This is a genomic window from Francisella frigiditurris (genome assembly GCF_001880225.1).
In the GTDB taxonomy this organism is placed as follows: domain Bacteria; phylum Pseudomonadota; class Gammaproteobacteria; order Francisellales; family Francisellaceae; genus Francisella; species Francisella frigiditurris.
In genome coordinates, this window is the sequence record NZ_CP009654.1 from 1711313 (window position 1) to 1735748 (window position 24436).

A 24436-nucleotide genomic window follows, 5' to 3' on the forward strand; every position below is an offset into this window, starting at 1 on the left:
ATGCATTTAAAGTATAAATTTGCTTTATTATCACTTATTATTCCTTTTTTTTGTTTTGCGGACATATCTAGTAATTTATTTCAGAACTCTTTTAATTCAAATATGCCTCAAATGCCAACAAATGCTGCTCCTCAAGTTTCTAGTAGTAATCAAGAGCAAGCTATTAATAAAACAATTGCTATAGTTAATGACAAAGTAATAACCTCTTTAGAACTTGATCAGGAAGTACAAAAAGCTCTCGCAGCCCTTCCTCCCTCTCAAACATATGGCCCGCAGAATCAGCTTGAAATTAAAAAAGAAGCATTACAAAATCTTATAGCTCAGAGTATTTTATTACAAATAGCTCAAAGAAATAATATTAGAATATCAGACAAAGAAATTGATGCTGCTATAAATGATATCTTAGTAAGAAATAGAATATCTCTTGATTACTTAAAAGCCAGTATAGAATCATCAGGCATTACTTTTTCTGAATACAAAGATAAGCTTAAGGATCAGCTAATGATTAACAGGCTTCAACAACAAGCTATTGCTCAACAAATTTCAGTATCTCCTAAAGAAGTAGAGAAATATATACAAAAACATAAAGAATTATTCCAAAGGCAAATGGCTCCTAAAAAACAGTATCTTTTAAAAAACTTAATCATAGATATACCAAAGTCTAAAGACGATAAAAATAGAATATTTACTCTACTCCAAAAGCTAGCCATTGCAGTAAATAACAAAAATATTAGTTTCTCAGATGTGGCCAAACAGTTTTCTGAAGCAGCTAATGCTGAGGAAGGTGGTTCAATAACTCAATGGATGACCTATTCAGAAATCCCTCCAATATACAGATCAAGAGTAAAATATCTAAAAAGTGGACAAGCTTCAAAACCATTTATAGCAGATAATGCAATCCAGATGATTTATGTTGAAACTATAAAAGAGGAAAAGCCTTTGGTTAATAATGAAATAACACAATACAATGTAGATGGTATTGTTATTAATCTCACAGCAACTCTGACTGCTTCAAGTGCTGAAAATGATCTTAAAAGAGCAAAACTTGCTATAGAAAGTGGCGATGACTTCAAGAAAATTGCTGAAAAATATACTAATGACTATGATCATTCAGATGGCGAATTTGGTTGGGTTTCAGTTTTAGACAATCCTCCAATATTAACACCAGCAGCCTTTAATCAGTTAAAGGATCTCAAAAAAGATGAACTTTCTGAGCCATTTGATACTGGAAATAAAAGTTGGATGATAATCAAATATACAGATACTAGAGAATATAATGCTCAAAAAGAAATTGAAGAACAAAAAGCACTAGAAGCTATTTATGCAGAAAAGGCTGAACAGATTTATAAGACATGGATAACATCAATGAAAGATAGTGCTTATATCAAAATATTGGATAAAGATTTAAAAACTCAAGAGCTTTATTAATGCAATACAAAACAAAAGCGAAAAAATCTTTAGGGCAAAATTTTCTTCAAGATGAGAATATTATTACCAAAATCATTAAAATAACCAACATATCAAAAGATGATATAGTTTTTGAAATAGGCCCTGGATTAGGTGCTCTAACAAGACATCTACTCACTAAAACAAAAAATGTAAATGTTATTGAGTTTGACTCTGAAATAATACCAACATTAATTGAAAACTGTCTACCTTATGGAAATATAAATATTTTCAATGAAGATGTACTAGACTTTAATATTTCAAAATTCCCAAATAATAAAATAAAACTCATAGGCAACCTTCCTTATAATATTTCGACACCAATTTTATTTAAAATAATAAGCTTTACAGATAAGATTATTGATGCTCATTTCATGCTACAAAAAGAAGTAGTTGATAGAATTACTGCTCAGCCAAATAATAAAAGCTATGGAAGGCTATCTGTTATATTACAATATCACTTTAGATGTAGTTCTGTAATGCATATTCCACCTGAGGTTTTTTACCCAAAACCTAAAGTTGACTCTAGTATACTTAAACTCATTCCTATAAATACTCCTTTAGCACTTAACAATTACAAGCTTTTCTCATCTATTGTTAAACAAAGCTTTTCTCAAAGAAGAAAAACTTTATTAAATAACTTAAAACCAATTTTTAAAGAAAAAAATATAGACTTATCTAAAATACCTGTAGATACTCAATTAAGAGCCGAGAATCTTAGTGTAGAAGATTTTGTAAAACTTTCAAACTTTTTATCACAATAGGAGTTCAAATGGCAACCTATATTATTGGTGATGTACATGGCTGTTTAGATGAACTAAAAAAACTACTCAATAAAATTAAGTTCGACAAAAAACAAGATAAGCTTATATTTATTGGAGATATCATAAATAAAGGACCAAAATCTTTAGAAACTATAGCATATATTATGGATCTAGAAGAAAACGCTGAGCTCTTAATTGGAAATCATGAGCTTATCTTTCTTGCCACAAGCTATAATTATTTACCAAGATCATCTAAGAGTTCTCTAAATGAAATACTAGATTCACCCAAGTTGGAAGAAATACGTCAATGGATATGGAAACAAAAGTTTCTAATAAAAATCAATGACTTTACTATAACTCATGCTGGAGTTCCACATATATGGTCTACTAAGAAAGCTAAAAAAAGAGCATTAGAATTAGAGTTTGTCTTACAAAACGAATCCACAAGACGACTATTTCTATCTAATTTATTTTGCTTAGAGGCAGATAAATGGCAAAAAGAATTAGAAGGCGTTCAAAGATGGCTCTGTATCGCCAATTATCTAACACGAATGAGATTAACCGCTGAGGATGGAAAATTAAACCTAAAATATAGTTCTAATCTCTCAAATATCCCTGCTGATTGGTCTGCTTGGTTCAGGCTTGAAAATAAAAAACTAAAAACTAATGAAAAAATAATATTTGGGCATTGGGCAGCTTTACAAGGAAATACTGGTGACAATAAATTTATAGCCATAGATACAGGATGTGTTTGGGGAGGAAAATTAAGTTGTTTTTGTATAGAAACTGGTAAAATGTTTTCAGTTGCTTCTAAAAAATATAGGAATATATCATGACAGATATTCTAATAATTAATGGCCCTAATTTAAATTTATTAGGCTCTCGCGAGCCTGATAAGTATGGGCACAAATCTCTTAAAGATATAATAAAAGAATTAAAAAATATAGGCAGTAAAAATGAAGTTTCTATAGATTTCTTTCAAAGCAATCATGAAGGAGAAATTGTTGATAAGATACAACAAAGTAATGCTAAATTTATCATCATAAACCCCGCTGCTTACACTCATACAAGTATTGCAATAAGGGATGCTTTCTTAGCAACTCAAAAGCCTTTTATTGAAATACATTTATCAAACATATATAATAGGGAAAGCTTTAGATCCAAGTCTTTTTTATCAGATATTGCTTATGGATGCATATTTGGTCTTGGTTCTAATGGATATAAATTAGCTATGATTGAAGCCATAGATTTCGTTAAAAATAAAGGAGTATAACAAAAATGGATTTATTAAATGCAATTGATAGACTAGCAGAAATTCTTAATACAAGTGATATTAAAGAAGTTAAAGTTAAAGCTGGTGGTTCTTCTATCTTTATGACTAAAAATCAAAATGGCACAAGTGTAGTTACAACAGCTGCACCAGTTTCTGCAACTATTGCTCCAGCAGCTCCAACTAATGTTAGCACAGCTGCCTCTACTCCTAGTGCTCCTGCAGCTAAACCTCAAGAGACTCATGCAGGAGAAGAGTTTAAATCTCCTATGGTTGGTACTTTCTATAAGTCACCATCTCCAGATGCGGCTGCTTATGTAGCAGAAGGAAAGGAAGTTAAAAAAGGCGATGTTTTATGTATCATTGAAGCAATGAAAATTATGAATAAAATTGAGGCTGAGAAATCTGGAAAAATCATTAAGATTTTAGCTAAAGATGGTGAACCAGTACAGTTTGATCAACCATTATTTATCATAGAATAAACAAGTTATTACCTAATAGTAACTCGTATTTGAACTACAAATAGAATTAAGGTAATAGAAATATGATTAAAAAAGTATTAATTGCTAATAGAGGTGAGATTGCTCTTAGAATTTTAAGAGCATGTAGAGAATTAAATATTAAAACAGTCGCTGTATATTCAACTGCTGACGCAGATTTAATGCATGTTAAATTAGCAGATGAAGCTGTATGCATAGGCCCAGCTGCTCCAAATTTAAGCTATTTAAATATACAAAGCATAATCACAGCTGCAGAAATAACTAATGCAGATGCTATTCACCCTGGTTATGGTTTCTTATCAGAAAATGCTAAATTTGCTAAAGCTGTAGAAGAAAGTGGTTTCATATTTATTGGCCCTAAAGCTGAAAGCATCGAGATTATGGGTGATAAAGTTGAAGCGATTAAATATATGAAAAAAGCTGGAGTACCTTGTGTACCTGGCTCTGGTGGTGCTTTAGGTAACGACCCTAAAACTAACTTAGAGATCGCTGAGAAAATTGGTTATCCAGTTATTATCAAAGCTGCCGGTGGTGGTGGCGGTCGTGGTATGAGTATCGTTAGAAGAAAAGAAGATTTAGTAGACTCTATAGCTCTTACAAAGAGTGAAGCTAGAATTGCTTTCAATAATGATATGGTTTATATGGAAAAATTCCTAGAAAACCCTCGTCATATTGAGATTCAAGTATTTGGTGATGGTGAAGGTAATGCTATTTACCTATTTGAAAGAGATTGCTCTACTCAAAGAAGACATCAAAAAGTTATTGAAGAAGCTCCAGCTATTGGCTTAACTGAGAAACAAAGAGAAGATATTGGTGCAAGATGTGTTAATGCTTGTAAAATTCTTAAATATCGTGGAGCTGGTACATTTGAATTCTTATATGAAAATGGAGAATTCTATTTTATCGAGATGAATACAAGAATCCAAGTTGAACATCCTGTTACAGAATCTATTACTGGTACAGATCTTATTAAAGAGCAAATTAGAGTAGCTTCTGGAATGGGTCTAACTTGGAAACAATCTGATCTTGCTATTGATGGCCACTCTATCGAGTGTCGAATTAATGCTGAAGATCCAGAAAGATTTATTCCTTCTCCTGGCCTTATTGAAATGTATCATGCTCCAGGTGGCCCAAGAGTTCGTGTAGACTCCCATATTTACTCTGGCTATAGAGTACCTCCTAATTATGACTCTATGATCGCAAAAATCATTGTTAGAGGTAAAAATAGAGATTCTGCTATGCAAAAAATGCGTGCTGCCCTTGAAGAAATGGTTATTACAGGAATAAAAACAAATATCTCTCTACACCAAGAAATCTTAAATAATGAGAAATTCATTAAAGGTGGTACAAATATTCATTTCTTAGAAAAAATGTTAGAAGAAAAGAAAAAGAATAAATAATCCCTTTAAACCATAATTCAATTTTTAACTTTTTTCTTATATAATATTCTCCAACATACAATAATTTAGAATCATTTACCTATCATGATTTATAGCTTTCAATCATTTATTAAAATGACTAGAGATAATAAAGGGCTAGAACAACAAACTGTTGCTGATGCTACAAATTTATCTCTTGATACAATAAAAACTATTGAAGAGGCTCATGGTAATATCCTATTACAAGAGTCCAGTACAGTTCTAAAAAACCAAATTAGAAGATATTGTGAATATTTAGAAGTTCCTGAGAAGAAAATAATATCTATATTAAACAAAGTTGATATTTTATATTATAAAAAAGCTAAATATGGAAAAATGAAAGTTTTTGATTATCTGAATCGATTAGCAATTCTAATGATTTCTATAGCTTTAATAGTTTTAGTTTTTGCTTTTGTTAAGAAACATGCTGCTGTAGGCACAAGTGAAACAGCTCCAAATAGAGAGAATACCCCTATAATTTATACTCCTATAAACTATAGTGATGAATTTCAAAATAGATCTTCTTCAAATGAATCAAAAAAAGTAGAAGCTCACCCTCCTACACAAGCAAATATGAGTTCAATTCTAATTGATGACAATATTAGTGATAATGACTCAAATATTACTGAAAGCAAGACTTCTTCTAAAAAAGCAGAAGCACATCCTCCTGCTCAAGCAAATATGGACTCAATAGTTATTGATGATAATAACTCATCAAATACTCCTCCAATACCTCAAGAAGATTAAAATAAAAAACTTTAATAAAATTAGATTTATAGTAATATTTCTATTAGTAAGAAATAATTTAAAAAACAATGAACATTCTAAATAATATACTTCTTAATATGGATAGTAGTATATCAATACGTAGTATTCTTTTTGTTTTAAGTATAGACTTTATTATTTGTCTTTCGATTACAATCAGCTTAATCATATTGGGCTATATACTATCATTTAAAGTCAGTAACTCAATTAAACTATCTTTTTTTAGATCTATAAGATGGGTACTTTATATTTTAATATGGGTTTATTTTGTAAAAGTATCTATAGATTTAGTTTCAACTGTATACCTTACTGAGCATAAAGATCAGATTTATACTTATACTGAAAATGCAGTCAAGTTTTTAGTATATATTGCGATAATAATGAATATTTTTAAGTTTTTAAATAAAGTTAAACAAATAGTCATTGAAAAAAGCAAAAAAAATAGTGGTGGATATGATGACTTTAGAGATATCAATGCCATATTTAAAGCTTTAGAACTCTTAGCTGTGATAATATCAATTATACTTATTTTAGCTGCTCTTGATGTTCCTCTGACAGCTCTAGGGGCATTTAGTGGAGTAGCTCTTGCAGGTTTAACTTTATCTCAAAGTACTTTACTTACAAATTTCTTTGGTGGCTTGTTCGTAGTTTTTAATAGAAAATATTCTGAAGGAGATGTTATTGCCTCTGATATTAACTCTACTATAAAATTTGCAGGTTCTATTAAAAAAATAGGCATATTAACAACACAAGTAGATAATTATGAAACTGCGCCAATGCATATACCAAACTCTATATTTCTTACAACATGCATAACTACCACATCAAGGAGAACTCATAGGCGAATTGTACAAAATATAACAATACCATATGAGAATCTAGATAAAGTTGAAATAATTAAACAGGATATTAAGAAAATGGTAAGAAACCATCCAGATATAGATGAAAATAAAACTATAGCTGTGTCTTTACTAACCGGGGGAACTATTATAGGTAATAGAACAGAGGGATCCTTTGGTGCAAATGGTATAAATCTTCAAATATATGCTATGGTTAAGAAAGTTTTTTATGTTGATTTCCTTGAAGTACAAGACAGTATTCTTATAAAAACAGCTCAGATATTAAATGGACATGGTATTGAATTTTCGATTAATCCGGTAACTATTCTGGCTAAATAAAGCAAGAATTTATGATTTTTCTCTATTATCTTTAAATATTCAACTTTATTGATCTAGCAGCGCCATTTTACGCGCACTAATCATATCGTAAAAGAAGTTATAGAAAATTCACAATGTTACCCTCAGTTCATAGTGAAGTTGTTGCTTATACTACTACTTTTATTGAAATAGGATCTAAGATTAATCAGATTATCTTTAAGAGTTTAAGGATACTGTGGCAATAGAGTTTCCCCTTGATCGTAAAATTACTGGCTTCATGTTTACTGAAGACCCATCTCCCACAGAAAAAAGTTACTTATAACTCAAGATGAATTACAAAAACTTTGGATTATATATAAAAGTGGTATTGAATGAAGTTCTTAATTGAGATAATGAAATCTTCTTTAGCTGTGATAAGGATTTTTTAGAAACTATAAAAAGATGAGCTATTTAAAGCTTATCATCCATAATATTTTTTACTAAATGAACAACCTCATCAACTTTCAATTCCTTCCACCATAAAACTGTAATACCAGATGCTTCATACTCCATACCTAATGTAGATTCATAACTTAATGCCAAGTCGACTTTTGGATAATAATTTTTATCTTTAATTATCTCACATCCCTTAACTTTATAGTATGCTGAATCCTGATATAGAGGGTGTGGTTTAATATAAATCATAAAATCATTATATAGCTTTTTTACAATCTCAATTTCTCTCTCTATGCAATGAGGTTGACCTATTATAAGCATTGTTTTTCTTCTGGACTTTATCTCAGATAAATTAATAGATAGCGAAACTCTCTCAAAAATAATATTTTCAGCATTAAAAAGCTTTTTAAATAAAACTTCACTTTTATTATTATAACAATATATCTTATCGATATTTTTGAATTTATATACTAAGCTTAAATTATTAGGTAAAATTCCGTGTTGAATGAGATTTACCTCCTTATCATAAAATAATTGTTCAAATAATGTTGCCCATCTATCATAATGATTTGCAAAATATACATTTTTCACATCTTTCTTAATTTTACTTAATGATATATATGTCATAAACCATTCATATGCAACATAGGTTTGTATAATATCAGTTTTATTTCTAAGTTTGATTAAAATATAAAACATAGAAACAATTGAAAACATATATGCCTTTATTAAATCAAAAAGATTTAGATTAAAACCAAAAGGAATACTATGCATACTTCCAACACGATTAATGCTTAGAAAAGTTGTATCAGTATTTATAGATTCTTTAATTTTACTATATAAATACTCAACTCTTCTATTAGCTACTAAAACCACATTATCATGTATGTTGCTATTTTTATTTTTTTTAAGCTTAATAATATTTTTCATAAGTGATTTAAGAAAAAAAACCGGAGAGAATACAAAATAAACAAGGGCCAAAAAAGAATAGGTAACAATATTTATTTTATATTTTTTAACTAATGCTATTGTTTTGATTGACCTCACTGGAGTGAAACTCAATACAGATGTATTTTCTCTATTTAAAAACTCCTTATCTAAGCATATCTCATTAGATATAGAATAATAATAGGCTTTGAGCATATCTTTATATTTCATAATAAAATATCCCTCCAACTATTGTTATACAAATAGTAAAGATCATAATACTTCTAGCTAAATTAAAAGTGATATTTTTCTCAATTTTTAGGCACTCCCTTCTTATTAAGAATAAATAACAGATATATGAGATAAATGTAGCTATAGCAGCCCCGAGCACACCTAAAATATAAGCAAACAAACACGTAAGCATAATATTAAGAATTGCTGTATAAAAAGTAGTCTTACTTATAATATATGCCTTAGCATGGAAAAAAAGATAATTTGCATAAAAGTAATATAACCCAAGCAGGTATATACCAAAATATATAAAGTATATAATCATAACCATATTTCTATTATAGTACTTTAATATGTGAGTAAACTTATTATCGACACTGCAAATAAGTAGTATAATAAAAAAAAGGCAAATAGAAACTAAAGTGTATATTTTTATTATTTTTTTATCATATAGTCGCGTTTTCCACATATCATAACTTTTTATCATATATGTGGGGACTATGAGAATTATAGCACTATTTATAAGCATAAGTCCCGCAGATATACTAAATGCTAGACTATAAACACCTAACATAGCACTACCTAACACATATTCAATTATTACTCTATCAGAACTACTCATTATCCACTGAGATATTCCATGTGGAATGAGTAAAATTGAAAACTTTAATGCTTTTTCTACTGATGTTTGTTTGTAATCAATATTATTTTTAATAAATAGGTGAATAATAACGAACACAACAAACAGTAGTAAGGCTAAAATATAATACACAAGCAAAACATATAATGTAGTCTGATAAATAGTTACATACAATATAACTAAGAATAAGACCAGTATCTTTAATAAATTTATAAAAAAATAAATAAAAGCCTTATCTAATACTCTATAATATGTGATAATAAGATATATTATTCCTTCAAGAAAACCTATAAGAACACTATATATTATCCAACTAGTGCTGAAAAATACAAATAAAATAAATAATAATGTAACATTTAAAACAGTTGTAAATAAAAGATACTTTTTAAGTAAATAGTTGCCTTTGCATATATCCAGACTTCCTTCTCTTAAGATAGATGATGATCCATTTAATGTAAGGATTGGCATTAATAGATTCGCTACTATAATTATAAGATTCCATTTACCAAAACTTGAAAGAGAGAATGATGCAGCTAGAAATGGAAAAAATAGTAGCAATGAACCTCTATTCAGAGCTATGCTACAGGCATATAAAAATATATTTTTTTTCATTATTTTTGAGATATCTTTTTTGCTGGGATGCCCGCGATAATAGAGGAGTCTTCAAAAGATTTATTAACCACACTATTTGCTCCTATAATACAGTTATTACCTATTTTAATATTGCCTAAAAGTTTTGCTCCAGTTGATATATATACATTATCCCCTATTACAGGCATAGATTCATCTTTCTGATTTTTCATTCCTAATGTAACATTATTATTAATAGTACAATTACTTCCTATTTGGGCATTTCTTCCGACAACTATACTACCTAAATGAACAATTTTAAAATCTTTTCCTATTATAGCTGTAGGAGCTATATCAAAGTTATATTTTAGCTTTGCACGCTGATATAGGAAATAGCCGAAAAACTTTGAAACATTATTATAAACATACGAATATATCCTAAAACTTCTAACAGCTCTATTTTCTGCATTAAAAATTGTTTTTATCATTTTTAAACCTTATAACTATAGAGTATAATCTCTTCGAACTGAATATTTAAACACAATATTACATACTAAAAAGAATAAAATAACTATTATAATATTCCATGGAATAAATACAGACCTAAGTGTAGAGAATATCAACACAAATTCATACAAATATATAAATCCCCACATCAAATTACCTTGAGAAAACTTTTTATAAATAAAGCTAATAATATATGAGTAAATAAGTAATGGAATCCATCCTAAAGTCATCCCATAGTAGTTCATATATAAATCAGCAGTAATTGGCCATTGCTGAGTTGCTCCATATGAGAGCCATTGATTTGGAAAAAACTCTTTGGTTAACATAACTGATAAATCAAAATTAGCATTTGTTGTAATACCTAAAATATTAGTATATTTCATTAAAAATGAGTAGTCTATGTTGAAAAAACCAGGTGAATAATTATGAACCAAAAGATTTTGTAAATTTAAAACATTAAAATAGGTCATAATATACTCTAACGATGCTTGTGGAGTTGAATAATAACCATTAGAACGAATATAATTTGTTATGTAAAAAAATAAAGCCCCAAAAATACCTATTAATAAAATCTTTTTTAATGAAATTTCAATATTGAATAATAGCGGAAAAAAATAAAATAATAGCAAAATTATAAGCTTACCTTTAAAACCTTGAAATATAGAAATAAATACAATAAAGATTATTGATAATATTACAAAATAATGATTTCTCCTCTTTGTACTTCCAAAATCTCTGATTCCAAGGAGAAATGCTAGCAATATGGAAAGAAAAATAATAGCTAAAGATAATAACCCAAGACCTTTTCTTCCTATTAAATATGCTTCTTTATAATTTTGTAACCATAATAACCCGCCTGATAGAAAGATAAAAATAACCAATACGAACATAAAAATAATTAAAAGTAAGCCAATATTTTTTTTACTAACCTCATAGTTAAATTTTGCATCTATCTCAATATTATTTAAAAAATAGTAAAAGCTATAAAAAAGCACATAAAACACCAACAACATATCTAAATAAACAAATTTTGATATATCTATAAAATCAGGTATTGACCATGCTAAAACGTGTTGTATATTAAAGTAGCTATATATAACAAAAATACTAGGAGCTAACACCAAGTAACAACAGAAATATGCAAATACAATATTATTAGGATGCAATAGATATCTTGGCCTCATGCATAAAAAAGTAATTATAATACAAAAAGCAGTTAATAATATTGTAAAGTTATTCATTTCACTAATGATACAATAACTACTAACAGTTAGTATATTTAGAACAGAAACAAAAGCTACTTTCTTTTTTACAAGCATTACACACTAAACCCATCATCAACTATAACATTTTGCCCATTAACATATTTGCTCATATCTGAAAGTAAATAAACCAATGTTGCGTTTAAATCACTTTTATCAAGCATTCCTTTATTTAAGCATTTTTCTTTATATTTCTCTAAGAATGTTTCTGGTTGATTATCAAATATCCCGCCTGGACTTAAAGCATTTACTCGAATGTTCATCCCTTTGAAGTATTTAGCCATATACTTAGTCATATGTATTAAACCAGACTTTATAGCTGCATATTCTATAGGAGTTGTCATATTAGTTCCTTCATATATTTCAAACCTAGGAGCTACCACTCCATATATAGAACTTATATTTATGATGTTACCAAATCCTTGTGCTTTAAAATATTCTGCAAACTGTTGTGACGTTGTAAAATACCCACCCAAGTTTAACCCTAAATTTTCAACAAAATCATTATACTCAACATCGAAAAAATGCTTACCATAGTTTTTATTTCTAGGATAAGCATTATTGACCAAAGCATCTATCCTGCCATATTTATCATCAAGGTAATCGATACAAATATTTAATGAGCTTTTCGAAGTAATATCAAGCTTAACAAAATCAATATTTGTCGTTTTTAACTCTACCGAAAGCTTCTCTTTTGTTTTAACACCTGTTTCTTCATTTATATCAGCAATAATAGCAATTCCTTTATTTTCAATAACTGATTTCACAAACTCCTGACCAATTAATCCAGCTCCACCAGTTATAACTACGACCTTACCGTTAAGCATCTTTTCTTTCCTTCATTAGAAATTCTACAAACTTAAAATCTAACTCACTATCAATATCTATAGATCTCTCTTCTGGCATTACATAAAGTCCTGTTTTATCCAAAAACAAAGTTTTTTCATTTAGAATAACATCTCTTTTCCATATATAGATAGATGCATTCATGTCGTAGGACTCAGGAGCATCTTGTCTTCGGACAACAGTATTATCTAGTTTTTTTGACAAATATACTTTACCATCCTTATCTTGTTCAACTAAATTGAAATATGGGCTTCTTCTACCTGGCATTGCTGTTATAAGATTATCATTATCATCTTTTAATAACTGTGAAAATGAGTTCTTAATATCATCAACACTCCTCAATGGTGCTGTTACATCCAAATCAATAAGATAATCAAATATCTTATTATAATGCGCCTCACTTCTCATAAAAGCATCTTTTATAACTTCAAGTTTGCCTGCTGTATCACTTGCCATTTCAGGATCTCTTTTAAAAAACACTTCTGCACCATATTGCCTCGCTATATCTGCAATATCATCACTATCAGTACTAATAACCACATGCTCAAAAAGACCCGATGCTTTTGCTTGCTCTATGGTATAAGCAATTAATGGCTTTCCATTTATTTTCTTAATATTTTTATTTTTAACACCTTTTGAACCACCTCTTGCACAAATAGTACATAACACATTACTCATTTGTTCTGCTCCTGAATAGTTGATATTGTTTCCATAACATTCATTGCTTCTTTTAAAGAGCAAATTACTTTGCAATCATTAATAGCATCTAAATGCATTTTTTCAAACATATAATTCCTCTCAAGGTTTGAGAAAGAATAAACTTCTTCTATCCCAACTTTATTTTTTTTAACTAATCTATTAGATATAAAGTCAATCTTATATGTGTTCTCAATTGTTTCTAACAACAAACTTCTATGCGTCTGTTTGCTAATATAGTCAATTGAAATATTAACGAACACACTCTTATTAGTTCGGCCAATTAGCATAGTTAAATCATCTGAATCTATTTCTAAATCTGATACTTTTGTTTGATAACTTTTTACATCAATTATTTGCCCACATAGCCATTGTACATAATCAATCTCATGGCTTAAGTCTAATAAAACCCCTCCACCATCTATTTTTTTAGCACTATAGCACTTTCTATAATCGGTATCTGGTCTCCATAATGGTAAATACTGTCCACACTTAGCATATGCAACAATAATCTTTTCATCTTGAATAAACTTTATTAGCTTCTCTAATAAAGGATGAAATCTAAGAACATATCCTACAAACACTTTATTATTTTTTATTTCTAAATTTTGTTTTGTCTGAAAAAGTGGTTTTTCACAGAGTATCAGTTTATCTGTGACAGTATTTTCTAAATATTCTAACTGTTCAAAGTGCTTATTTGTTTCAGAAGCTATTATAAAATAATCATATTGAACAATATTTACAACACTTTCTAAATCACTATAGCAAACAGTATTCTCTATAGTTTGCTTAGTTACCAAATCAACATTTTCTATTTCATTCAAGCCAGATAAGACTTCATAATGTCGCTTACCAATAGAACCAAAACCAATTATTAATGCTCTCAATTAAAACACCTTATTATACTCATCATTCGCTTTTTTATACTCATCAATCCTACCAATATCTAGCCAATATTCTTTTAGTGGAAAAGATATGGTTTTTTCCTTAGCACTTATTAACTTCTCAAAAAGAGTGGGCATATCATAAAACTGATTTTGTGGAATATAATCAATAGCTTCTGGAGATAACATATATATACCAGCACTTGCATAAAAACTATGCACTGGTTTTTCTTGTATGGATGTTATATTATTACCCTCCATTTTTACTACACCATATGGTACCTGAAAATCATATTCTCGCACACACATAGTCGCCATAGCTAAATTATATCTATGATAATCATTCAGACTTTCAAAGTTCACATTTGTAAGTAAATCACCATTCATAACAAAAAATGGCTCTAAAGGTTTTTCTTTAAGCAGAGTTAAAGCTCCTGCCGTCCCCATCCTACTCTGTTCAAATATATATTCTATATTTGCACCAAAGCTGCTTCCATCACTAAAATGATCTTGTATTAAATGCGATTTATAATTAACACACATTGTGATATTTATATACCCATATTTCACAAAGCTTTCTACAATTGTTTGAAGTATCGGCTTTTCACCGACATGAAGCATAGGCTTGGGAGTATCATTTGTTAAAGGCCTCAGTCTAGTACCAAGACCTCCAACCATTAAAATAACTCTATTAGGTTTAACCTGAGGCAATGACAATTCATCAAGCAAATGCAAACCTATTACTGTGTTCTTATCATCTACAACGGGTATTTGATGAATTTTTTTTAGTGTTGCTTTTTTAACTATATCTTCTTTCGCCTCTCCAATAGTTGAAGTAATAGGTGTTCTAAAAACTATGGTCTCTATAGAGCTATCCATATTTAAGCCATTTAGAAATCCTCTCCTAATATCACCATCTGTTAGTGTACCTATAAGCTTATCACTATCATCAACCACCAATGCTATCTGCATAGCGCCTGAGTCAATCACTTTCCATGCCTCTCTAATTGTTGCATCTATACCTATTTTTATACTATTGATAGCTTTCATAATCTACTACTCCAAATCATAGAATTTCTTCTTTAGAATATCTGGAAAATTAATGTGTTCAATTGAATTTACTATTTTAGACGACGCATTACCATCACCATATATATTTTTAAGTTTCTTACACTTCTCAACAAATTCGCTTGACATAGCAACCTCTACACTATTCAATAAATCATCATAGTGACAATCAATAACGTTACCACTTCTTAATCTACCCTTTTGTCTATCTCCAATATTAACAACAGGCTTATAAAAACTAGCACTTTCAATTATACCACTAGAAGTGTTACCAACCATAATATCGCACACCTTCATTGCTGATAAATATCTTAATTGTCCAAGGCTTTTAACTACTTTAAACCGTTTAGGATTTTCATAAGAGCACTTTTCAAGCTGTTCATTTATTATAGAGCCACCCTCATCAGCATTAGCATATGTCATAAGAATATTAACAGTACTTGGGAGCTCTACCAGTTTATCTAAAATAAGTTTAATAGATTTCTTTACAGATTGTTCTTTTATGGTTTCGGGATGGTATGTAAATAGAATATTTTTTTCAGCGAATTTCCACTCCAGTGATTTTTCAAGAGCCTCTTTTGATAGAAGTTTCATATTCAAAATATTATCCAATCCTGGAGCTCCCGAATTTATAACATATTTAGGGTTCTCACCCATTTGAATAATTCTATTTCGATACTCTTCTGTAGAAGTAAAATGAATATGTGACATTTTTGTTATAGAGTGTCTTATTTGTTCATCAATAGCAGCTTCAGACACTTCTCCACCATGAATATGTGCAATAGGAATGTTCATTAGTAACGCACATGTCGCCGCGGCATGTGTCTCAAATCTATCACCCAACAAAAAAACCAAGTCAGGCTTTAATCTCTTATATACGTCTGATAGTATGATTAAAGCCATACCTGTTGATTTAGCTATGGCCGAATTAGTGTTTGCACTTAAAAGATTTTCTACCGTTTCATTAATAGTAAAACCATCTTCTTTTATTTTTTCAACAGTTGAACCATACTCTGGAGACAGGTGCATTGTAGTTGCTACTATCTGGAGCTCTAAACTATTAGAGTCTTTTATCATCTTCATTACAGGATATAATAACCCATACTCAGCCCTTGTGCCTGTAACTACACATATTTTTCGCTTCATATCAGATCATCTTTTTCATAGTCTTTCATTGCAACAGATCCAAGAACTTCATCCCACCTCATAGGATTTATACCGTTCCCTGGCCTTTTTATAGTTATATTTTCTTCTGTTAAGATATCACCTTTTTTTATCTCTTTTTTTGCTACTATAGACTTTCTCGCAACAGCAATATTTGATGTTTCACTTTTAGATGGTTTCTTTACACTACTTCCAAGAGCTAGTTCTATATTTCGTATAGCCCTTACCATTGCTTTTAGCTCATCTGGCTCAAGACTTGCCTTATGATCTGGTCCCTCCATAGACTTATCTAGTGTAAAGTGCTTCTCAATACAGCTTGCACCCATAGCAACAGCTGCAATATCCACCTCTATACCCAAAGTATGATCACTATAACCATACTTGATATCAAAAGCACTACCAATAGTCACCATTGCTTTTAAATTTACATCTTCCATAGGTGTTGGATACATAGTATTAGCATGAAGTACTATTATATTTTCTTTTTTAGTTCCGGCAGCTATAAGGATGTCTAGAGCATCTTCTATCTCACCAATATCCGCCATGCCAGTTGATAAAACTATTTTTTTATTTAAACTTCCAATATGTCTTAAGTACGGTAAGTTTGTAATTTCACCACTTGGAATTTTAAATATTGCAAGGCCTAATTTATTTAGAAGCTCTATACTATCATGATCAAAAGGAGTCGATAAAAACATTATTTTTTTTTGCTTGCAGTAAGATATAAGTTCTTTGTGTGTATCCACATCTAGCTCAAGCTTTTTGAGCATATTGTATTGAGAATCATCTCCATCGTTGATATTTTCTTTTTGATATTTAGCTTTTTGTGCATTTTTACTGACTAAATTTGTGGCTTTGAAGGTTTGAAACTTAACTGCATTTGCACCACTATCAACAGCAACATCTATTAACTTTTTTGCAAGTTCAATTGAACCATTATGATTTACTCCAGCCTCTGCTATTATAAATACATCTCTCATTTCACTAACTCTCCTGCCTTTATGAACCCATCAATTTCAATACCTTGCTTTGATGTAGCATTACTTCCAAAAAAAGTATTATTTTTCACAACGACTCCACCATTTAAAACACATGCCGTTGAAATATGACAGTTATCTCCAACTACGCAATCATGCTCAACAAGAGCTTTAGTATTTATTATACAATTTCTACCTATTTTAGCATTCGCATTTATAAGTGCATGATGCATGATAACGGTTCCTTCTTCTATATCAGAATGCTTAGAAACATATGCAAATGGAGAAATTATCACTGGCAAATTAAAGCCTATTCGTTTTAAATCATTATAGATTTTAACTCTTATTTTATTTGACTCTATTTGTCCTACTGTTATTATTGCATTTTTACAAGAAAGAAAGATAGTTTCTAAATCATCATCGCAAGCAATAACTTTATAGCCAAGAACATCTTTACCAATTTTCTCTTTGGCATCAACTATTCCTAATATACTATATTTATCTTGCTGCTCTAAAATGTCAATAACACTATGGCAATGACCACCACCACCAACTAGTATAATCTTTTCTTTATTCATAATCTCACTGAACTAGGAATATTTACAACTCTCTGTTCTAAATATTTTGCATTTACTAAATTATATTTTTGACAATCTTTAAACATTTCAAGTTCACTCATAAGTCTCCAAATAGGCCTCGTCATAACACCATGCTTATTTGTAAACGTCAAAAAATCATCTCTTTGTTGCCTATCATCTAACATTACAACTTGAAGCCAATAATTTGATTTAGAATTAGCTGGCTCTTTAAAGAATTTGATACCATTTTTATCTTTAAAGAAGTCTTTATATATTATGGCTAATTCTCTTTTAGACGCTAAAAAAACATCTAGTTGCTCAAGCTGTGCAACTAACAAAGCTGCATTAATATTTGGAAGCCTATAGTTATACCCAATCTCATTATGGACATATTCATAAGAATGAGGAACTTTCGCAGTCGTTGTTAAGTGCTTAGCTTTTTTTGCTAACTCTTCATCATCGGTGACTATTACACCTCCACCACCGCTAGTAATAATCTTATTTCCGTTAAAACTAAAAGCTCCAATTTTACCAAATGTTCCAGTATGCTTGCTTTTATAATAACTTCCTAAGCTTTCTGCAGCATCTTCGACTACTGTAATATACCACTCATCACAAATTCTTACTATTTCATCAATTTTACAAGGATGGCCAAAAGTATGCATTGGTACACATGTTTTTATAGTGTTACCAGTTACTTTATTTATACAATTATTATCTTTTACTTCACAATTTTCTTCTAAGAATTTTTTAAGAGAATCAGGGCTCATACCCATAGTATCTAAATCGACATCAATAAATATTGGCTTAGCTCCACAGTAACTTATAGCATTACAAGTAGCCACAAATGTCAGTGGCTGAGTTATTACTTCATCACCATATTCGACATCCGCAAGTATCAATGCTATATGTAATGATGCTGTGCCATTCATTGCAGCAATAGCATGCTTGCTACCCACATACTCTGCAAATTCTTTTTCAAACTGGTCAACATACTTACCAACACTTGACACGAAAGTAGAGTCAATACAATCATTAAGATATTTCTTTTCGTTACCTATAAATCTAGGCTCATGCAACGGAATGAAAGAATCTGTACTGAATGTTTGCTTTATAAAATCTATTATTTTTTCAGTTTTCACTTTTGCTCTTGTATTTTAACAAATCCTCTTATCATTTTATCATATTGCCCCACATTACTTAATGAGTAATACTTCATTTTTAAGAATTCTATAAAAGATATATCTCTAATATAATCAATCTGAATCTTAATATAATTACTACTTCGTTTCCAATTATAACAGTTATATTGCTTATAAGCACAATATCCAGATTCTAAAGCTTGTGTTGACAGTATATAGTTCTTACTAGAGTTACCAAAAGCTCGCACAGACAAACCATTCATTTCATAAAATGAAATAGTATGATAATACCAATTACCCTTAATATTATAAATAAAACTATCATTATCTCTTATAATATCTGTGCTTCTCAAATTAACTATAATGCTTTGCCTGTAAATGTTAGACTTTTCATATTTATATTGTTGCACAATATTAAAAACAACAAACATAAAGACTAACGAAATATAAAGATACTTTAACACCTTCTGTCTGAACACTACTATGCCTAAGGCTTTAATCAGATACACTATAATAAATGCAAACCCAAGTGGCAATAATACTTGAAACCTTGAGCTATAGGCTGCATTATACACCGGAACTTTACCAACTAAAACATATGGAAGAGCCCCTAAGATAAAAATCCCCCCCCCTACAAATAACAATAGTAGATATCTATAAAATAACCCCTTCGTATATTGGGTAGTATAACAATTATTTTTTTTCTTTATCTCAAGAAAAAGTAATATAAAAATAATAGTCATAAGCCCTAACAGTAAAAGCTTATGCTGTATTAATAACTTTAATGAAACTGCTATTGGCGCAATTAAACTAGAAGAAAATGTATGCAATATTAGTTTTAAAAGACTAAATATTTCAATATGAATTTTATTGTAGCCAGCATATAGCCCAGATGGTTCAAAAAATGTAAATTTACATATTGCAAAAAAAACTATTATAATTATAAGAATAATATTCGACTTAAAATATAGATATGAATTTTCTTTAAATTTTTTTTTATAATCATACTCTCTAATGAAAACATATGCCAAAACCATAAGATAAAACGGAACTAAAGATTGCTGAACAAAAGATATGAAAAACAAAACAAACACTACTAGTCTTTTGAGTGGAATCCTATGCCAATCTTTAGTTACTAAATAAAATGCTATATAAAATAAACTAGTACAAAAAGTATATAAGAAATCAATAAGCGGTATCCTATCTATATAGAGGGGACAAGCTAAAAATACCAGTGTTAGAAGAAATCTTTCTGTTCTTGCTATTAGTGGTACTGTTTCTAATATTTTATATAAACATAATCCTGAAATATAAATAAGGATGAAAGTCAACAGTCTATATATATATATCCCATTACCTATATACCCTAATACCCAATGTACCAGACTAACAAAATACCCCATTAGCCCCATTGATTGAGAAAATTGTGAATTAATCGTTACAAAACTATGACTATAAAGGGTTAAATCATCCCAATATATTCCACTAAAATTAGTCAATAAAAATATATTAGATATGCTATAAATAATAAAACATATTAGTAAATCTTTATTAGTTGAAGTATTCATTAACAACCCTGCAAATATAAGAAATATCTTCCTTTTTTAACCCATAATACATAGGTAATCTAACCAATCTTTCACTATTACCAGTCGTACACATATCATCACCATGAAATCTAGTGTGTAATATACCATACTTAGATGAATGTAGTGGTATATAATGAAAAGCTGCATTTATGCCATTTTTCTTTAAATGTTTTATAAGATTAGACCTCATTTTAAGGTTTCTGACTTTTATATAAAACATATGGCCATTATGAATACAGCTATTTGGAACTTTTTCGAGCTCTATCTTACCGATGTTTTCTAGAGGCTTAAGCAACTGATAGTAATACTGCCAACTTACAAGTCTATTATCATTTATAAGTTTTGCATTTTCTAATTGAGCCCATAAATATGCGGCACTAACATCGTTCATAAGATAACTACTACCGATATCAACCCAAGAGTATTTATCGACCATCCCTCTAAAAAACTGACTTCTATTAGTACCTTTTTCGCGAATAATCTCTGCTCTTTGCACAAATCTATCATCGTTCACTATTAGCAAGCCACCCTCGCCAGCACTTGTATAATTTTTAGTCTCATGGAAGCTATAAGCCCCAATATGTCCAATAGTCCCTAAAGCTTTGCCTTTATAAGTACTCATCATACCTTGAGCTGCATCCTCTACTACAAATAAATTATATCTATTTGCAAGACCCATGATGGTATCCATCTCACATGCAACCCCGGCATAATGCACTGGAACTATAGCTTTAGTTTTATTTGTAATAGCAGCTTCAATTTTTGTCTCATCAATATTCATAGTATCTGGTCGGATATCCACAAACACAATTTTTGCACCACGCAAAACAAAAGCATTTGCCGTTGATACAAATGTATATGATGGCATAATAATCTCATCACCTTTTTGAACATCTATAAGAATAGCTGCCATTTCTAAAGCATGGGTACAGCTAGTAGTTAATAATGCTTTTGGGCAGGACAAATTAGCTTCAAACCATTGGCTACATTTTTTTGTAAACCCACCATCACCAGAAATTTTGGGACTTTGTATAGCTTCTAAAATATACTTTTCTTCAATACCTGTCACAGGTGGTTTGTTAAAAGAGATCATATCATGTGCCTTAATAATCTAAAATGTTAACGAATAATTCTTAAAAAAAATAAACCCTGAAATAAAATGCATTATAAATATCATATAACACACAATACTTTTATAATCTATTTTTTGATTAATTAAAAACTTTACACAATATACAAACAGAATATAATTTGCAGCAATAGCTCCCCATACAAAATTGGCGCTTTGCCAGTCAGGGTATTGGATGAAAACTGCAAACATCATAGTTGCTATGAATACCGTAAGCCAAGATAGCAATATTTCTTTCTCATAAATAACTTTGGTCATATATAGCAGAGTAACAGACACAGGAAACGTAAATGATAATAAGCATGATAGTAAAATATGTGGAGAATATAAACTCCATACTTTTAATGGTGCAATTCCAGTGCTAACTTTAGGAAATATCTCATTATGCATAAAGGTTGAAATAAACTGAATTAGTAAAATAGCACATATACATATCCCAATAGTAGATACTTTACAAATGTTAATAGTTTTTCTTTCGTTAAATAAGATATACCAAAAAGATACAATGAAAAAGACTGGTGCAAATGCTAAGATAAAGTTAGGTTTACACAACGTGGCAACCATAAACAGTGTGGCGATGATGATAATATCTTTATTTCTAAAACTCAGAATTTTATTAATAGAATAGCTAAACAGCATGATATAAAAAGGCATTGCAAATATAAGCGTTGAATTGTGCCAAATATTAGGAGAAATATTACCTAGGTATATATGAGTATAGCGACGAGGACTATTAAAAAAGCTAATTATTGGCATTGCGAAAATCATTAGTGTACTAACGGTAGCAACTAACCATTTTTTATTACTACCATCACTAATAATAATATATGTAATTAGATATTTAAATATAACAAAAACAGATAATAACACAATACTTGTATATGCAAGGATTTTATAGCTGTTTGACATAAAGCTAATAATATAGACTAGATAAAACCAAATACTATAGAGTGGGAAAGCACCAACCTTTTCACTTTTAATTATAAAATTTACATGCAAAGGTACATCACTTACACCATATATATGTTCACTCCATACTTGGTGATAAAATGATTCGTAAAAAACACCTATAGATACAGCAAGAACAATTACCAAACCTATAATAAAAAATTTATTTTTTATATATTTCAATCTCTTACACCATCTTTATTTAAAAACAAATGCTTTCATCACATTAAATGAAACAACCGCAGATATTCCTGTAACTATAATTTGTGATAAATATACATTTACAGGAGTTTTGTCTACAAGTATATGCAGCATGACCAAATTAAAAGATAGTAGTAATATATAGAAAACAAAATATCTAATGATTAAGCCCTTACTATAATTACTACTATCGAAAACGAAAGTTTTATTCATATATAAGCTTAGTACTACACCTAATATAAAAGCTATAGTACTAGCAACCAGGTAGTTAATATCTAATAATATAAATATCACAAAAATTAAATATGCAAATAGATTATACCCAACTGCTACAATACAAAACTTAATAAAAGAGTAATACTTTTGAATAAAATCATAAACCATGTTTACTATCCAGCACATATAGTGGTCTTTTTCGGCTTTCGTCGAAGTTTCTCCACAGATACTCACCTATTATGCCGAGTGTTAGCATCTGAACACCTGATGTGAATAATATAACTACCATGATAGATGACCAACCAGGGTTTGCTCCAAAGAATATTTTTTGTAAGATGATATATATAGCCATTATAATGCATATAATACAGTCAACCATCCCTATAATAGAAATAGCTCTGATTGGCACATATGAAAATGCCAGTAATGAATCAACAACGAGTTTTATTTTTTTTGAAAGTGTCCAGCCAGATTTGCCTATCTCTCTTGAGCGACGAGAATAGTGAACTTCAGCTCGTTTAAAACCCAGCCATAGCACCTGGGCAAATAATGATGTGTTTTTCTCCCCTATGCTTGTTAGCACTTCTATGACTTGTTTATCTGCTAGAAAACAGTCAAAACCGCCCTTTGGCATATCTTTTATAGCAAATTTTCGCATCAGCTTATAGTATATTTTTGAAAAAAGTTTTTGCGACCATTTTTCATCCCTTGACTCCCTGATGGCTAGTACTACTTTGCTACCTTGTTTATACTTTTCAACCATTTCCACTAATAAACTGGGAGGATCTTGTAAATCTGCCGATATAACGGCAGCACAATCACCAGATATATGTTCCAATCCCGCATATATAGCTACATGTTGCCCAAAATTTCTCGAGAGCCTAATAACCTTTACATTATCATCTATTTCTCGCAGTTTCATAGCCTCTTGATATGAGTTATCTTTACAGCCATCGTCGACAAGTATTATTTCATAATCATCTAAATACTCGATTACTTCGTCTTTTAGTCTTGAGTAAGTAACTGGTATGTTTTTTTCATTTTGATATAGAGGTATTACTATAGATAGTTTCATTTGCTCATTCTCATCGTACTTTCTTTCATAA

General features: G+C 29.9%; 25 protein-coding genes. 8 read left to right on the forward strand and 17 right to left on the reverse strand.

Features of this window, described 5'->3' with window-relative positions; all coding sequences use genetic code 11:
* From KX01_RS08565 to KX01_RS08600, 8 genes are all read left to right on the forward strand, one after another.
* Window positions 1–1428 carry a peptidylprolyl isomerase gene (locus tag KX01_RS08565; RefSeq protein WP_071664586.1) on the forward strand — a complete coding sequence of 476 codons (1428 nt, stop codon included), beginning with the start codon at window positions 1–3 and terminating at the stop codon, window positions 1426–1428.
* On the forward strand, window positions 1428–2210 hold the full coding sequence (gene rsmA / locus KX01_RS08570; protein WP_071664587.1) for a 16S rRNA (adenine(1518)-N(6)/adenine(1519)-N(6))-dimethyltransferase RsmA: 783 nt from the start codon (window positions 1428–1430) through the stop codon (window positions 2208–2210). Before KX01_RS08565 ends, rsmA begins: the two co-directional genes overlap by 1 nt.
* 8 nt (window positions 2211–2218) lie before the next feature.
* Window positions 2219–3046, forward strand: coding sequence for a symmetrical bis(5'-nucleosyl)-tetraphosphatase (locus KX01_RS08575; RefSeq protein WP_071664588.1), 828 nt, complete (start codon window positions 2219–2221; stop codon window positions 3044–3046).
* The gene (gene aroQ, locus KX01_RS08580; RefSeq protein WP_071664589.1) at window positions 3043–3483 is read left to right on the forward strand and encodes a type II 3-dehydroquinate dehydratase; all 441 of its coding nucleotides are present in this window, start codon (window positions 3043–3045) and stop codon (window positions 3481–3483) included. The genes KX01_RS08575 and aroQ overlap by 4 nt, the downstream gene beginning before the upstream one ends.
* A gap of 5 nt (window positions 3484–3488) precedes the next feature.
* Complete coding sequence (gene accB / locus KX01_RS08585; protein ID WP_071664590.1) at window positions 3489–3962, forward strand: acetyl-CoA carboxylase biotin carboxyl carrier protein; 474 nt, start codon at window positions 3489–3491, stop codon at window positions 3960–3962.
* A gap of 62 nt (window positions 3963–4024) precedes the next feature.
* Window positions 4025–5380, forward strand: a complete 1356-nt coding sequence (gene accC, locus KX01_RS08590; RefSeq protein ID WP_071664591.1) for an acetyl-CoA carboxylase biotin carboxylase subunit — start codon at window positions 4025–4027, stop codon at window positions 5378–5380.
* Between the two features lie 87 nt (window positions 5381–5467).
* Window positions 5468–6145: a helix-turn-helix domain-containing protein gene (locus tag KX01_RS08595; protein WP_071664797.1), complete on the forward strand. Its 678-nt coding sequence runs from the start codon at window positions 5468–5470 to the stop codon at window positions 6143–6145.
* Window positions 6146–6213: 68 nt separating this feature from the next.
* Window positions 6214–7341 carry a mechanosensitive ion channel domain-containing protein gene (locus KX01_RS08600; RefSeq protein WP_071664592.1) on the forward strand — a complete coding sequence of 376 codons (1128 nt, stop codon included), beginning with the start codon at window positions 6214–6216 and terminating at the stop codon, window positions 7339–7341.
* 429 nt (window positions 7342–7770) lie between these two features.
* Here the strand turns inward: KX01_RS08600 and KX01_RS08605 are convergent, their stop codons facing one another.
* Genes KX01_RS08605 through KX01_RS08685 form a run of 17 tightly spaced genes read right to left on the reverse strand, consistent with a single transcriptional unit; the run spans window position 7771 to window position 24405 of the window.
* Window positions 7771–8913: a hypothetical protein gene (locus KX01_RS08605; protein WP_071664593.1), complete on the reverse strand. Its 1143-nt coding sequence runs from the start codon at window positions 8911–8913 to the stop codon at window positions 7771–7773.
* A complete protein-coding gene (locus KX01_RS08610) occupies window positions 8903–10165 on the reverse strand; it encodes a lipopolysaccharide biosynthesis protein (RefSeq protein ID WP_071664594.1) in 1263 nt (420 codons plus the stop codon). Before KX01_RS08610 ends, KX01_RS08605 begins: the two co-directional genes overlap by 11 nt.
* A complete protein-coding gene (locus tag KX01_RS08615) occupies window positions 10165–10611 on the reverse strand; it encodes a serine O-acetyltransferase (RefSeq protein ID WP_071664595.1) in 447 nt (148 codons plus the stop codon). Before KX01_RS08615 ends, KX01_RS08610 begins: the two co-directional genes overlap by 1 nt.
* A gap of 15 nt (window positions 10612–10626) precedes the next feature.
* Window positions 10627–11949 (reverse strand): O-antigen polymerase, encoded by a 1323-nt coding sequence (locus KX01_RS08620; protein ID WP_071664596.1) that lies wholly within the window; start codon window positions 11947–11949, stop codon window positions 10627–10629.
* Window positions 11949–12719, reverse strand: a complete 771-nt coding sequence (locus KX01_RS08625) for an oxidoreductase (protein WP_071664597.1) — start codon at window positions 12717–12719, stop codon at window positions 11949–11951. The genes KX01_RS08620 and KX01_RS08625 overlap by 1 nt, the downstream gene beginning before the upstream one ends.
* On the reverse strand, window positions 12712–13416 hold the full coding sequence (locus KX01_RS08630; protein ID WP_071664598.1) for an acylneuraminate cytidylyltransferase family protein: 705 nt from the start codon (window positions 13414–13416) through the stop codon (window positions 12712–12714). The genes KX01_RS08625 and KX01_RS08630 overlap by 8 nt, the downstream gene beginning before the upstream one ends.
* Window positions 13413–14321 (reverse strand): Gfo/Idh/MocA family protein, encoded by a 909-nt coding sequence (locus KX01_RS08635; protein WP_071664599.1) that lies wholly within the window; start codon window positions 14319–14321, stop codon window positions 13413–13415. The genes KX01_RS08630 and KX01_RS08635 overlap by 4 nt, the downstream gene beginning before the upstream one ends.
* Window positions 14322–15368 (reverse strand): nucleotidyltransferase family protein, encoded by a 1047-nt coding sequence (locus KX01_RS08640; protein WP_071664600.1) that lies wholly within the window; start codon window positions 15366–15368, stop codon window positions 14322–14324.
* A gap of 6 nt (window positions 15369–15374) precedes the next feature.
* Entirely contained in the window at window positions 15375–16532 is a 1158-nt protein-coding gene (neuC, locus tag KX01_RS08645) for a UDP-N-acetylglucosamine 2-epimerase (protein ID WP_071664601.1), read from the reverse strand.
* Window positions 16529–17530 carry an N-acetylneuraminate synthase gene (gene neuB, locus KX01_RS08650; protein ID WP_071664602.1) on the reverse strand — a complete coding sequence of 334 codons (1002 nt, stop codon included), beginning with the start codon at window positions 17528–17530 and terminating at the stop codon, window positions 16529–16531. Before neuB ends, neuC begins: the two co-directional genes overlap by 4 nt.
* Window positions 17527–18105: a NeuD/PglB/VioB family sugar acetyltransferase gene (locus KX01_RS08655; protein ID WP_071664603.1), complete on the reverse strand. Its 579-nt coding sequence runs from the start codon at window positions 18103–18105 to the stop codon at window positions 17527–17529. The genes neuB and KX01_RS08655 overlap by 4 nt, the downstream gene beginning before the upstream one ends.
* Window positions 18102–19247 (reverse strand): LegC family aminotransferase, encoded by a 1146-nt coding sequence (locus tag KX01_RS08660; RefSeq protein ID WP_071664604.1) that lies wholly within the window; start codon window positions 19245–19247, stop codon window positions 18102–18104. The genes KX01_RS08655 and KX01_RS08660 overlap by 4 nt, the downstream gene beginning before the upstream one ends.
* A complete protein-coding gene (locus KX01_RS08665; protein ID WP_071664605.1) occupies window positions 19244–20815 on the reverse strand; it encodes a hypothetical protein in 1572 nt (523 codons plus the stop codon). The genes KX01_RS08660 and KX01_RS08665 overlap by 4 nt, the downstream gene beginning before the upstream one ends.
* Window positions 20799–21929 carry a dTDP-4-amino-4,6-dideoxygalactose transaminase gene (gene rffA, locus KX01_RS08670; protein ID WP_071664606.1) on the reverse strand — a complete coding sequence of 377 codons (1131 nt, stop codon included), beginning with the start codon at window positions 21927–21929 and terminating at the stop codon, window positions 20799–20801. The genes KX01_RS08665 and rffA overlap by 17 nt, the downstream gene beginning before the upstream one ends.
* A gap of 18 nt (window positions 21930–21947) precedes the next feature.
* Window positions 21948–23096, reverse strand: coding sequence for a hypothetical protein (locus tag KX01_RS08675; RefSeq protein ID WP_071664607.1), 1149 nt, complete (start codon window positions 23094–23096; stop codon window positions 21948–21950).
* A 15-nt stretch (window positions 23097–23111) separates the two neighbouring features.
* On the reverse strand, window positions 23112–23516 hold the full coding sequence (locus KX01_RS08680; protein WP_083578926.1) for a GtrA family protein: 405 nt from the start codon (window positions 23514–23516) through the stop codon (window positions 23112–23114).
* On the reverse strand, window positions 23488–24405 hold the full coding sequence (locus KX01_RS08685; protein ID WP_071664609.1) for a glycosyltransferase family 2 protein: 918 nt from the start codon (window positions 24403–24405) through the stop codon (window positions 23488–23490). Before KX01_RS08685 ends, KX01_RS08680 begins: the two co-directional genes overlap by 29 nt.
* Window positions 24406–24436 lie beyond the last annotated feature (31 nt).